Annotated in this window: 9 protein-coding genes; 6 read left to right on the top strand and 3 right to left on the bottom strand. The window is 72.2% G+C overall.

Annotated elements, in window-relative coordinates:
- The first annotated feature begins 13 nt into the window (after positions 1-13).
- Both ASD18_RS16635 and ASD18_RS16630 read left to right on the top strand, forming a co-directional pair.
- On the top strand, positions 14-1096 hold the full coding sequence (locus tag ASD18_RS16635) for a YihY/virulence factor BrkB family protein (protein ID WP_056094663.1): 1083 nt from the start codon (positions 14-16) through the stop codon (positions 1094-1096).
- Between the two features lie 14 nt (positions 1097-1110).
- A complete protein-coding gene (locus ASD18_RS16630; RefSeq protein WP_056094660.1) occupies positions 1111-2091 on the top strand; it encodes a manganese catalase family protein in 981 nt (326 codons plus the stop codon).
- On the opposite strand, the gene ASD18_RS16625 is transcribed toward ASD18_RS16630, so the two are convergent.
- Together ASD18_RS16625 and ASD18_RS16620 are read right to left on the bottom strand one after the other, a co-directional pair.
- A complete protein-coding gene (locus ASD18_RS16625; protein ID WP_056094657.1) occupies positions 2092-4476 on the bottom strand; it encodes a beta-galactosidase in 2385 nt (794 codons plus the stop codon). It abuts the gene before it with no gap.
- On the bottom strand, positions 4473-7784 hold the full coding sequence (locus ASD18_RS16620) for a DUF5107 domain-containing protein (RefSeq protein ID WP_200938628.1): 3312 nt from the start codon (positions 7782-7784) through the stop codon (positions 4473-4475). The genes ASD18_RS16625 and ASD18_RS16620 overlap by 4 nt, the downstream gene beginning before the upstream one ends.
- Positions 7785-7903: 119 nt before the next feature.
- On the opposite strand from ASD18_RS16620, the gene ASD18_RS16615 reads away from it, so the two are divergent.
- The 3 genes from ASD18_RS16615 to ASD18_RS16605 all read left to right on the top strand — a co-directional run bounded on the left by ASD18_RS16615 (position 7904) and on the right by ASD18_RS16605 (position 10901).
- Positions 7904-8794 carry an AraC family transcriptional regulator gene (locus ASD18_RS16615; protein WP_056094650.1) on the top strand — a complete coding sequence of 297 codons (891 nt, stop codon included), beginning with the start codon at positions 7904-7906 and terminating at the stop codon, positions 8792-8794.
- Between the two features lie 80 nt (positions 8795-8874).
- Entirely contained in the window at positions 8875-9999 is a 1125-nt protein-coding gene (locus tag ASD18_RS16610; protein WP_156388053.1) for a PD40 domain-containing protein, read from the top strand.
- Positions 9996-10901, top strand: a complete 906-nt coding sequence (locus tag ASD18_RS16605; protein WP_156388052.1) for an endonuclease/exonuclease/phosphatase family protein — start codon at positions 9996-9998, stop codon at positions 10899-10901. Before ASD18_RS16610 ends, ASD18_RS16605 begins: the two co-directional genes overlap by 4 nt.
- Before the next feature lie 25 nt (positions 10902-10926).
- On the opposite strand, the gene ASD18_RS16600 is transcribed toward ASD18_RS16605, so the two are convergent.
- Positions 10927-11523 carry a dihydrofolate reductase family protein gene (locus ASD18_RS16600; protein ID WP_056094640.1) on the bottom strand — a complete coding sequence of 199 codons (597 nt, stop codon included), beginning with the start codon at positions 11521-11523 and terminating at the stop codon, positions 10927-10929.
- A gap of 134 nt (positions 11524-11657) precedes the next feature.
- Here ASD18_RS16600 and ASD18_RS16595 point away from each other — a divergent pair, with 134 nt between their 5' ends.
- Positions 11658-12980 carry an FAD-binding oxidoreductase gene (locus ASD18_RS16595; RefSeq protein WP_056094635.1) on the top strand — a complete coding sequence of 441 codons (1323 nt, stop codon included), beginning with the start codon at positions 11658-11660 and terminating at the stop codon, positions 12978-12980.
- Positions 12981-13143: the final 163 nt, after the last annotated feature.

The following is a 13143-nucleotide window of genomic DNA, read 5'->3' as shown; positions in this document are numbered from 1 at the left end:
GGAGGCCTTCGCGATGACCACGCACGACACGAGCAGCACGACGAGCACCGAGAAGGCCGCGGCGCCCGCTCCGGAGGACCCGCGCAAGCCCGACTCCCCCGACGACATGACCAGGCGGTCGTGGCTCTACGTGCTGCGCAAGACCCTGCGCGAGTTCGGCAAGGACCAGTGCACCGACCTTGCCGCGGCGCTCACGTACTACGCCGTCCTCGCGATCGCACCTGCCCTGCTGGCGATCGTCTCGATCCTCGGCCTGGTCGGGGACCCGCAGAAGATGGTCACGGACGTGCTGAAGATCGCCAGTGATGTCGGTGTGAGCTCGGTCGACGACACCGTGAAGCCGATCCTGACCCAGCTCACCGAGGCACCGGCCGCAGGGTTCGCCCTGGTCCTCGGACTGGTCCTGGCGCTCTGGTCCGCCTCCGGCTACGTCGCCGCGTTCAGCCGTGGCATGAACCGCGTGTACGAGATCGACGAGGGCCGCCCGATCTGGAAGCTCCGGCCCACGCTGCTCCTGGTGACGGTGATCCTCGTCGTGGTCGCCGTCGCCATCGTGACGGCGGTCGTGCTCTCCGGAGGCGTCGCGCGTTCGGTGGGGTCGGCCATCGGGCTGAGTGCCGTGACGGTCACTGTCTGGAGCGTCGTGAAATGGCCGGTCATCGTCGCGCTGGTGGTGGTGGCGATCGCGATCCTCTACTACGCGACCCCGAACGTGCGGCAGCCGACGTTCCGCTGGATCAGCCTCGGCGCGATCGTGGCGCTCGTCGTGTGGGTGCTCGCCTCGCTGGGGTTCGGCTTCTACGTCGCCAACTTCGGCAGCTACGACAAGACCTATGGCTCCCTGGCGGGGGTCATCGTGTTCCTGCTCTGGCTCTGGATCACCAACCTGGCCCTGCTGTTCGGTGCCGAGCTGGATGCCGAGGTCGAGCGTGGGCGGCAGCTGCAGGGCGGCATCGAGGCCGAGAAGACCATCCAGCTCCCGCCGCGGGACACGCGCGCGAGCGAGAAGAAGCAGGCCAAGCAGGAGGAGGACGTGCGGCTCGGCCGCGCCCTGCGCAAGTCGCGCGGCGCGAGCACCCAGGACGACGACGCCTGACGAGGGGAACAGCCATGTACCTGCACGTACAGCGACTCATCAACGACATCGAGGCCGACGAGCCGGACCCGGCAGCCGCCAACGCCCTGCAGGAAGGGCTCGGAGGTCAGTTCGGCGAGATGCGCACGATGATGCAGTACCTGTTCCAGAGCATCAACTTCCGCGGCCCGAAGGGGAAGCCGTACCGGGACCTGCTCCAGGGGATCGGCACCGAGGAGATCAGCCACGTCGAGCTCATCGGCACCACCATCGCGCGCCTGCTGGACGGCTCCCCCCGCTACAACGGCAAGAAGTCGGACCCGCTGGACAAGCCCGGGGCCGGCGGTGCCACTCCCTTGGAGTCCGCGCTGGACCAGGGAAACATCCACCACTACCTGGTGGCGGCCCAGGGCGCGCTGCCCGTGGACTCCGCGGGCAACCCGTGGTCCGGCTCGTACGTCTACAACTCCGGCAACCTCGTGCTCGACCTGCTCTACAACCTGATGCTGGAGTCGACGGGCCGGCTGCAGAAGTGCCGGATCTACGAGATGACCGCGAACAAGACCGCCCGCTCGACCATCTCCTACCTGATCGTGCGCGACCAGGCCCACGAGAACGCCTACGCCCGCGCCCTGGAGACCCTCGGTGTGAACTGGGCGTCGGTCCTGCCGATCCCCAAGACCGACGCGGAGAAGTTCCCCGAGGTCAAGAAGCTCCTCGACCTGGGTCTGCAGAGCAAGCAGTACTCGTTCGACCTCACGGCCGCGTCCGAGGCGGGGAAGATCTTCCAGGGGATGTCACCCTCCAAGGACGGCACCGAGCTGGACGCGACCGAGCAGGCGCCCCCCGGCGTGCCGAGCACCATCGCGGACGAGCGCTTCGAGGAGTTCTCCCCCGGGCTGGACACCGACCTGCTGGCCCTCATCCAGGCGACCGCGGACCTGGAGATGGCCGAGCTGCAGCCGCCGCTGTACGGGCCGGTGACGCCGACGAAGTCGGCGAGCGGGACGAGCTGATCAGCGGTGCGGCTCGTCTCCCCCGGGGGCGACGAGCCGCACCCGCCCGACCCGCACCAGCTCGATCGCGGTCACGTGGATGCCGTCGGGGAGGTCCCGGACGGCGGGGTCCACCCACACCCCCGTGCTGCGGCGCCACGGAAGCAGCTCGAACCGCACGCCATGCTCGGCGACCTCGCTCGCCCACGGGGTGACGTCGACGTCCCAGACGCGCCCGTGCCAGAAGTGGTCGCTGATCAGGACGTCGCCGACGTAGGCCCTGCCGACGTCGCCGGTCCAGGTCATCCGCAGGAGCGCCCGGTCGGCACCCTCGAGCAGGTCGGCCGGTACGTCGACGTGGACGACCGCGGCGCCGCTGAAGTCGGTCGGAGCGCTCAGCCGGTTCATCGGCCCACCGCGCACGGGATCCGGCACCGCGGACGCCTGCGGCCGGAGCTCGGACACGAGCGTCGTGCGTCCGACGTGCCGCGCGTCGAGCGTCCACGTCCGCCAGGGCCCGTCGTCCCTCGGGTCGCTCAGGTCGGCGCCGTCGGCGTCCAGCGACGGCGGGGCCGGGAGGAGCGACACCGTGCGGTGCCTCTCGTCCGGGTGGACGACGAGCTGCCCGCCGAGTGAGTACAGGGGCGCGTCGGAGAGGACCAGGCGCTCCCGGCCCGGCAGGTCCAGGAGGTACAGCCTGTCGGCGCTCGCCGGGTCCAGGACCAGGATGCGCGCGCCCGGCAGCTCGATCACGCACTGCGGTCCCGCCGGTGCGGTGAGCGCGACGACCGTCGCGTCGCCCCGGTGCTCGCCGGCACCGGAACCACGGACGTCGACGTGGCCGTCGAGCACGAGCTCGACGGGGATGCCGTCGTAGGCGCCGAGCACGAGGATCTGACCGTGGTCGTCGCTCACGCGGGTGATCACCTGGGCAGTCGCGCTGCGCAGGACGATCCCGGGCGTGACCGGGTAGCGCAGAGGCCAGACCAGAGAGACGCCGGCGGGGATGTCGATCGGACGCGCCGGGACGGTCACCGTGTCGTCGTCGAGCTCGACCGCGAGCTGGACGCCGCGCTGCTCGGCGAGCGGCTGCTTGGCCGGCTGGTACGTCGAGACGAAGACGTACCCGCTGTGGCCGTCCGACCGGACCGCCCACCTCAGCTCGTCGGGGTCCTCGCTCCCGCCGCCGACGGTCGTCGCCATCGGCGCGATCCGGTGACCGTCCTCGCGCAGCCAGAGGTGCTGGCGACGGAGCTGATGGTGGTGCGGCCGGATCTGTCCGTGCTCCCCGACGGGTGCGGCGAAGTCGTAGGTCACTCGCGGCACGTCGTTGGGGTACCCGGTGGCGTGGGACTCCTGCTCCGAGCCGTGCAGACCCGAGCGCTGCGTGCCGCCGGCGTACATGTAGTAGCCCTGCCAGATCGAGCCGCTGCCCACCTTGGCCAGAGCCAGCGCCTCGATGTCGCGCGGTGCGACGAGGGGCCGCCGGTGGTACGCCACGTGCATCCCCCCGCCGAGCTCGCACGTCACGAACGGCACGGCGTCGTCGTCCTTGAGCGGCAGGGCTGCGGGGTCGACCGTGATCCCGTCCAGCGCCTCACGCACGTCCGCGCCCACGGACAGGTCGTCCCGGACCGGGCTGTAGCGGAAGTGGAACGACGCGAATGCCGGCCATTCCGTCTGCTCGTCGTCCCAGAAGCCGTCCGAGTACGCGCTGTACACCGGCAGCAGCATCTCGGGCACCTGCGCACCGCCCCACCCGGTGGCGGTCCAGATCGGGACGCGCAGCCCCAACCCTTCGGCGATCTCCCGCAGCCGCGCGAGGTGCTCGGGCTGGTCGTACAGCTCGTTGTCCAGCTGGACCGCGACGATCGGGCCACCCTCGGCGTGCGTGAGCCCGACGAGCTGGGCGACCGTCTGGGCGTAGAGCGCCTGCACGAGCTCGAGGTAGCGGGGATCGTTCGTCCGGGTGTCCACACCGCGGTCGACGAGCCAGTCGGGGAAGCCGCCGTAGCGCGCCTCGCCGTGCGCCCACGGGCCCATCCGCACGACGACGTCGAGGCCGTGCTGCGCAGCCAGCTCGATGAACGCACGCAGGTCGAGCGACCCGTCCCACCGGAAGTCCCCGGGCACCGGCTCGTGCGCCTGCCACAGGACGTACGTCGCGACGGACGTCAGACCGCCCGCGCGCGCGTGACCGAGGATCTCGCTCCAACGCTCACGCGGGATACGCGAGTAGTGGATCTCGCCCGTGATCGGGAACCAGGGCACGCCGCCCCGCTCCACCCACCGGCTCGTGACCTCGATGGCGTCGGGCCCGGCTTCGACGTCGCCGACGCGCAGGTGACCCCGGCGAGGCGCGGCAAGTACCGCGGCGGTGATCCGGCGGTGGGCCACGACGGTCATGACTCTCCTCGAGGGGTTGCGGCGATCGCGACGGCGAACGCGTTCAGCGGGTCGCGGACCAGCACGTCGCCGGCGATCGAGACAGCCCGGTCGCCGTCGTCGTCGAGGAGCGCGAGCTGCGCCCGGAGCACGCGGACGCGCGTGTCGTGGGCACATTGGACGTCCTGGGTGAACAGGAGCATCGTCGGCAGGGAGGTGGCGAAGTAGTCGACCTGCGCCCGCACCGTAGCCTGCTCGGCGGCGTACGACGCCAGACCGTCCCGGAGCTCCTGTGCGTCCTGCGTCCTCCCCAGCCGGCGCAGTGCGGTCACCGCCGCTGCGGTCCGCTCGGAGTACCGCTGCACCTGCATCCCCTGGAAGTCACCCTGCTGCGACGCCGCACGCACCCACGCCCACCGCGCGCCATCGGGCCCGTGGGCGGCGGCGAGGGCGTCTCCCAGCACGAGGTACAGGTCCGCGGTGTTGGCCAGGGCGTGCCGGGCCTCGCCGAGGTTCGGTGGCGGGTCGATCGCCGCCTGGGCGTGCGCGACCGCAGTGGCGGGGTCTCCGGACGCCAGCGCGGAGCGCGCGAGGCTGAGATGGGCTTCCTCCCACGCCGCCAGGACGCGGCCCTCGCCACCTTCCCAGGGCTGGAAGGACCGGTCGGTGAGCACGTCCAGCGCGTCCGACGGACGGCCTGCAGCCGTGAGCAGCTCGGCAAGCTGGACCGACAGGTCGTCACGCGACTGCACCAGGTCGGGACGCTCCAGGAGGTCGGCGATGCGCTGTGCCGGGTCGAGCCCCCGCCGACCCGCGAGCTGGTCGGACTCGAACAGGAGCCGGGCGTCGTCCGGGGCGAGCGCGCGCGCCCGGGCGTAGTAGTCGGCCGCGAGCTGCGGCTCGCCCTGGACGTTGTGCGCCGCGACGCCGAGGTTGCGCAGGACCACCGGACCGGCATCCACACCGACCGCCGCGACCTCCCACGCCTCGATCGCCTCGTTGCGCCGGCCGACCGCGTAGAGCAGGTGCCCGTGGAGCTCGGCGAGCAGGGCGTCCTCGGGCATCGCGCGGCGCAGGCGCTCCAGCACGTCGCCGTCCTGCGGCGACGGGAAGCACCAGGTGCGGTCCGTCCGGCGCGCCCTCGCGAGCGTCTGCTCGGCGTCGGCGCGTCGACCCCGACGCAGCTCGAGGTCGGCGCGGTACAGCAGCGCGAGGGGGGCGACGTTCGTCTGGCCGGGCGTGAGCGGCAGGGAGCCGATGCGCTCGAGCAGCTCGACGGCCGCCTCGTCCTCGCCGAGGCTGAGGAACTCCCGGACCACGTCCAGCGCGATGGTGGGATCCGTGGTCGTCGAGAGGTCGAGCCCCACCAGCGTCCCGAGCTCTCGCGCCCAGGCGTCGAGCGGGTTGGCTGCCAGTGTTCCTTCGACGAGGCTGCGCGCACGGCCCAGGTCACCGAGGCGGCGCGCGGCCACCGCGGCGAGGTTCCGGCCCTGGTTGTGGCCAGGGTTCCGGAGCAGCAGCTGCGCCAGGTCGTCCGAGGCCTGCGAGGTGCGGTCCTCCGCGAGGTCGAGCCGTGCCGAGGCGACCGTCGCAGCGTCGAGCCAGGACGCGTCCCACATCGCCGTCGCGAGCGCGGACCTCGCCTCGTCGGCGCGGCCGGTCCGTGCGAGCACGACGCCGAGCCGGTAGTGGGCCTCGCCGTCCCGGGGGTTCGGGTTGCGGACGGTCAACCGCGCGACCGCCGCCCGCAGGTGCTGCTCCGCCTCCTCGAGCCGCCCGTCGTGCTGACGTCGCGCGGCCAGCGCGACACGGGAGCGGGTGTCCCCGGGGTCGCGCCGGAGCGCCTCGGCCCAGTACGGCTCGGGTGACCGGGTGGCGTGGCGGTACTGCGCGAGGTGCACGCCGGTCAGGTACAGCTCGTCGGCCGAGTCGATCTGCGACGGTGGCGCAGGCTCGGTCGCCGCGTCGACCCGGGCCGGCTGGTGAGCGTCGTCGGCCGGGCGTCGAGGACACCACGTCACGAGCGTGTCGCCCTCGTGCTGGACGAGGATCTCGCACGCCTCCGGACGGATCGGCGCCGCGAGCGTCACCTCATGGACGTACGGCGCACCCGGTGCAAGATCGACGCGCTCGTCGAGGAGGACGTCGCCGCCGGCGCGGACGAGCACCCGGGTGCCGGGACGTGCTGAGGTCGTCGCCACACCGACGCGCAGCACCGTGTCGACGACGTCGAGACGCACCGCGGCGTCCCGCGTCGCCTGGTGCACCGGGCCGATGTCCTGGATCGGGTACCAGTACTGGGAGAACGTCTTGGTCTCCCCCGGCTTCAGGAACGCGAAGTCCGGCTGGTTGTCCGTGAACACGCCTGCCATCAGCTCGACGTAGGGCCCGTTGGTGTCGGTCAGCTGCGCGTCCCAGGCCCACCCGAACGGGGCGTTCCCCCACGTCCACTGCTTCTTGCCCGGGGCGAACCGATGGTCCGCCCAGTGCACGAACCCGGCGCGGACACCGTGGTCGTACCCGCCGAAGAAGTCGTCCTGGGTGCCCAGGCACATGTAGGACGTCGGCACCGGGATGTTGCGGTACCAGTCCAGGCGGCCACCGTCGGGGCGCTCCGGGATGCGCTGCCCGGGATAGTCCACGCCGTAGTAGCGACCCGTGGCCTCGGGGAACGTGGTGATCGCGCGCTTGGCGTGGTCCGCCACCACGTGCACGTCCGTCGGGAAGAACGACTGGTAGTCGTCGTTGACCGCGGCGGCGACGTTCGCCCACCACAGGAAGGTCTGGACGTCGTCGGTCCGGTTGACCACGTGTCCCCGCACCTCGATCAGGGCGCTCCCGGGACGCAGCCGCAGACCGTGCATCCCCTGCATCCTGGCGAAGGGGTCGTGGTCGGAGCACCAGACCGTGACCGAGCCGTCGGGCTCCTCCTCGATCGTCGCCTCGCACGGGAGGTAGGTGGAGGGTCGGTGGTGCTGGGGCCAGTTGAACTCGACACCGCCGGACAGCCACGGACCCGTCAGGCCGACGAGCGCCGGCTTGATCACGTCGTTGCGGTAGAAGAAGTCGTAGCCCCGCGTCTTGTCGAACCCCACCTGGATGCGCCCACCGAGCTCGGGCAGGATCATCAGCCGGACGTACTCGTTCTCGAGGTGGACCGCGTCCCACGTCCGCGCGGACTTCACCTCGGCGACGCTCTCGACGAAGGGCAGCGGGTACACGGCGCCCGACGACCCTTGGTACACCCGCTGGTCCAGGTACGCGGGATAGCGGTCGGGGGTGCCGGCCTCGTAGGTGTCGATGGCGATCGCCTCGCGCCATGCGCGCACGGGACGTCCTGCGATACCGGCTGGTGCGTCCGGCAGGACGATCCTGGACTCGTCGCTGAGCATGAGAACGAACCTAGGGCAGGTTGACGCGTACGCCGATGCACGTTCCACTGGCGCCCATGGACGAATCGCCGATCGGCGCCGTGCGCGAAGGGTTCGTCGGCCAACGCATGCTCGTCGTCCCTCGCCCTGCCGTCGAGCGGGCACTGACCCACCGGGTGACCGGCAAGCTCCTCGTCACCGACGCCGGCTTCTTCCCCCACGCTGCCCGCCATGGGCGATCCCGGCCCCAGGGCGCCGCCGAGCACGTCCTGCTGGTCTGCACCGACGGTTCGGGGTGGTGCAGGACCCCCGACGGGACGGCGACCGTCGGTCGCGGAGACGCCGTCCTGCTGCGCGCGGGACGACAGCACGCGTACGGCGCCTCGGAGACCGACCCGTGGACCTTGTGGTGGCTCCACGTCACGGGGTCCGACTCCGGGGACCTCGTCGACGCGGCGCTCGACGCCGCCGGCGGGCCCGTCACGCACCTGCGAGACGCCGCGCCGGTCGCCAGCCTCGTCTCGCAGGTGATCGACGCCCTCGACGGGGGCACCACCACGGCGACGTTCGTCCGGGCGTCCGGGTCGGCCTGGCACGCACTCGCTCTCCTCACGGCGACCGGCCGACGCGCACCCGGCCCGGGGCTCAGCCCGGTCGACCGCGCGGTGGAGCACCTGCGCGCCACCTCCCCCACCCGCACCTCGACCCCGGCGCTCGCCGCGATGGTCGGGCTGAGCCCCTCGCAGCTGAACGCCCTCTTTCGCCGACAGCTCGGAACATCTCCCCTGGAGTACCAGACCCAGCTGCGGATGGCCCGCGCCCGTGAGCTGCTGGACAGCTCGACCATGTCGATCGCGTCCGTGGCGCGGGCGGCGGGGTACGACGACCCGCTGTACTTCTCGCGCCAGTTCACCGGCGTCCACGGCCTCTCGCCGAGGGCCTACCGCGGCCGCGCGACCGGGGCGTGAGCCCGGCGCGGCGGCGTGGCCTTGTCGGGTGGCGGTGCTGCGACCTAGTGTCGAGAGCGGACGGATGGCGGGGGCCAGCGATGACATCCACGACCGGGGTGCAGCCTGCGCGCACAGGCGTGCTGCTCGTCGGGTTGGCGGCACTCCTGTCGGCGTGTGCTCCGACCAGCGCAGGGGGGCCTATTGACGCTCCCGGCGCTCCGCACGTCGACACCGCCCCGTTCGCGGGACTCGCCCAGTGCGGTGACCAGCCGTTCGTCGCCGTGTTCCGGGGCTTCACCGCCGAGGGCGCGCTGGTGGAGCAGCTCGGGTCGTCGCCGTCATCGGACATCTACGGGGTGCGGCCGGACGGCTCCGTGGCACCGGTGACCACGGACCTCGGCTCGTACGAGTTCGGCATCGCCGCCGACGCCGCGACGGTCTACGCCTCGCCGGCCCCGGCCGTCGCGCCGACCGCGGCGCTGACGCCACCGACCGACCCCGTGCTCGCGATCGCCCCCGCCACCGGGGAACAGACGCTCGTGCTCGAGGCAGGCGACGTCGGTGCGGTGGCGCCCGCCCCGGACGGCTCCCAGCTCGCTCTGACCGTCTTCTCGGCAGCAGAGCCACCCGGCACCGGCGCCGAGCTGCCTGTCCTGGTGGACCTGCCCGCCGCGTCGGCCGCACGGAGCCTGGCGCCGACAGCGGCAACGGGCCGTGCCGGACCGGTCGCGGTCGTGACACGGGAGCTCACGTGGAGCCCCGACGGCCGGCAGCTGGCGTTCGTCACGACAATGCCGGATGCGAGCCAGGAGATCCGGATCGCGGACGCGTCGACGGGTGAGACCACGACACGTCACCGGTCCGACGCGATGATCGCGCTGCTCTCGCTGGACTGGTCTCCCGACGGCATGACGCTGCTGGCCGTCGAGGGGCGCGCGCCCACTGACGCCGGGCTGTCACGGGACAGGGCCGTCGAGATCGACGTCGCCTCCGGCCGGTCGTCCGTCGTGCTCCGGGGTGTCCGCGGCGACCTGGTGTACTCGGCCGCCGACGGATCCCGGCTGACGATGCTCGACAACAGCTCCGAGTCCTCCGCCGTCGCCCGCACGTGGTCCCGCGGGCCGGGCGGTCGCTTCGTCGAGATCTCGTCGTCCGAGATCGGGTCCGACCTCGGCGTGACGAGCGCGGATCGTCTGGACATCCCTCGGTGCGCCCTGCCATGAGTGCCCGACGCCCTCGCCGGGAACGCCTGTCGTGGCTGCTGGTGCTCCTCCTGGCACTCGTCGCCTCACTGGCGGCCCAGCCACCAGCCCAGGCTGCGACCCTGCGGACCAAGGTCTTCGACTTCAACGCCTGCGACCAGTACGGGCGCAACGCCGAGTGCGACGCCACCGCAGCTCAACGCGCGGCCGCCATCGCGACGAGCGTGGTGAGCGGCGCGAGCAACGTGGTCACGCTGCAGGAGGTGTGCCGCTATACCTATGACCAGCTGCTGCTGCGTCTCGGCTCGGCCTGGCGCGGCACGTTCTTCCAGACCGTCTCGATCGGCGACAACCGCTGCGCGCCGGGCGCGCGGAGCTGGGGCATCGCGCTGCTCGCCCGCGCCCCGCAACCCACGAACGTGACCGCGACCCTGCTGCCGAACCCGCTCGCCGAGTCCGAACGGCGCTACCTCCTGTGCGGCGATGTCGTCATCGGGGCCGTCTTCCGGGTGTGCAGCTCGCACTTCTCCGTCAAGACGGTGGCGTCCACGGAGCAGGCGACCGCCGTCGGGAGCCAGCTCGCCACGCACGCGGGCAGCGGCGGCGCGGCAGTCCTGGGCGTCGACACCAACGTCGATGTGCGCAGCTGCCCCGCTGCCGCCGCGCTGCGTCCGCTCTACTCGAGCGCCTTTGGCGGCACGTCGAGCGCCACCTGCCAGACGGGGACGGGCGCCATGGTGGAGGCCGACCAGTACCGCCCTGGCGGGGACGGCACGTACAACGCCCCGACCTGCGGACCCAGCAAGTGCGACGACGTCTTCTTCACCGCAGGGCGGTGGCGGCAGAACTACCGCGGCGTCGTGTCGTCGTCGTGGCTGTCCGACCACGAGATCCTCCGCGGCGAGGGCACCCTGAACTGGTAGGGCGACCGGTCCGCGCAGGTGCGGACTACGCCGTGCGCACCGGATAGCGCAGGTGCGTCACCCCGACGCCGTGACTCACGGTCGGGTTCCCGAGGATGGAGGGCGTGCCGACGAGGTGGTCGAAGAGGCGAACCCCGGAACCCAGCAGGACGGCCGCGACGTCGACGCTGATCTCGTCGAGAAGACCGGCGTTCAGGCACTGCTGGATGGTGTCGGCGCCGTGCACCCCGACGGACTTCTCCCCGGCGGCTGCCTTCGCCTGCGCCACCGCGCTCTCGAGGCCGTCCGTCACGAAGTGCACGGTGGAGTCCGGTCGCGGCCACCCGGCGGGCACGTGATGCGTCAGGACGAACGCGGGTCCCCACGCATGGTTGCCGCCCCAGCCCTGTGCGACCTCGAACGTGCGTCGACCGGTGAGCACGGCTCCGAGCCCGGAGGCAAGACCGCGGATGTGCTCGGCGCTCGCCTCGGACACCCGGAACGTCATGGGGTCCGACCCCCCGGTGTGGATCTCGACGTCCCCGGAGCCGAAGTACCAGTCGAACACCTCGGCCACACCGTCGTCGGGGTCGGCGACGTAGCCGTCGACCGACATGGACATGATCGCGACGAGCTGGCCCATCTCGCTCTCCTCGGTGCCGGGCGGTCCCGATGACCAGCCTCCACTCTGTCCACGAAGGGCACCACGCGAGTTCGACAGGCCGATGTGGCTCGTGACTCTTGGCAGACCCACCCCGTAGCAGCCAGAGTCGTGCCATGCCCACGGCCGGAGCGCTCCCCGCCATGTTCGAGGGCGAGGTCCTCGCTCCAGGCTCGCCGGGATACGACCTGGCGCGGGCGGTCTGGAACGGCGCCGTGGACCGCCGCCCGGCGTACGTGGTCCGGTGCGCGGGCGCCGAGGACGTGCGCACCGCGGTCCGGGTCGCGCGAGAGCTCGGCCTCCCCCTGGGTGTGCGGGGCGGCGGGCACAGCGCGGCGGGGTGGGCGGTGCCCGACGGCGGGCTGATGATCGACCTCTCGCGGATGCGGGGCGTCGTCGTCGATCCCGGAGGCCGCACGGCGCAGGTGCAGGGCGGGGCGCTGCTCGGGTCGCTCGACGCGGCCACGCAGCCTTACGGGCTCGCGACGACGGCGGGGATCGTGTCCCACACCGGCATCGGCGGGCTGGCGCTCGGTGGGGGTGTCGGTTGGCTCGCCCGGCAGTTCGGGCTGACCTGCGACAACGCGCTCGGGTACGAGATCGTGACAGCCGACGGCGACCTCGTCCGCGCGACTGCCGACGAGCATCCCGACCTGTTCTGGGCGCTGCGGGGCGGCGGCGGCAACTTCGGCGTCGTCACGCGGTTCGACCTCACGCTGCACGACGTCGGCACGCAGGCCCTCGTCGCCGAGGTGGACCTCGACCCGGCGAGCGGCCTCGACGCGCTCCGGACGTGGCTGGCCGCGTCGGACGCCGCACCGCGGCGCGCGACCCTCGTTGCGGAGGTCCGCGCAGGGGGTCCGCTCACCCTCGGGTTCGTCTGGGTCGGACCACCCGGCGACGCCGCACCGATGGTCGCGCAGCTCGACGGTCTGGGCACCCCTCTGGCCCGACGCGTCGCGCCGATCGGCTACGTCGACCTGCAGCGCCAGTCGGACGTCGGCGCGGCGCACGGCTTCCGGCGCTACGCGAAGAGCCACTACGTCACCGAGCTCCCCGACGCGGCGCTCGACGCGTTCCTCGCACACACCGCGGCGGACGTCGGTGCGGCGAGCCTCACCGCCTACGGCGGCGCCATCACGGACGTCGACCGGGACGCCATGGCGTTCGCACACCGCGACACGCGGTTCGAGTACGACGTCGGGGCCAAGTGGGAGGACCCGGCCGACGACGAGCGCCACGCCGCGACGTGCCGTCGGCTCGCCGCGACGATCGAGCCGTGGAGCGTCGGCGTGTACGTCAACGCGCTCGGGGCCGAGGGCGCCGCGGGCGTGCACCGCGCGTACGGAGCCATGACGTACGCCCGGCTCCAGGAGGTCAAGGGAGCCTGGGACCCGGACAACGTCTTCCGGCTCAACCAGAACATCCCGCCGGTGTGACCGCGACCTGTCCCGGACTGGCCGCCCCACCTGGGCAGAAGGTCCCGGGGTAGGCCCGCGCTGCGGACCTAATGTGCGCCCTGTATCCATCGTCGACGTCGACCGATGGGCATCGTGCCAACGTCGGCACCCGGCCTCCGTTGCACCGAGTCGCACCTCTGGA

This window comes from Cellulomonas sp. Root137 (assembly GCF_001426725.1).
Classification (GTDB): domain Bacteria; phylum Actinomycetota; class Actinomycetes; order Actinomycetales; family Cellulomonadaceae; genus Cellulomonas.
Note: the sequence above shows the minus strand (reverse complement) of the source record. Positions and strands in the feature narration are given on the sequence as shown.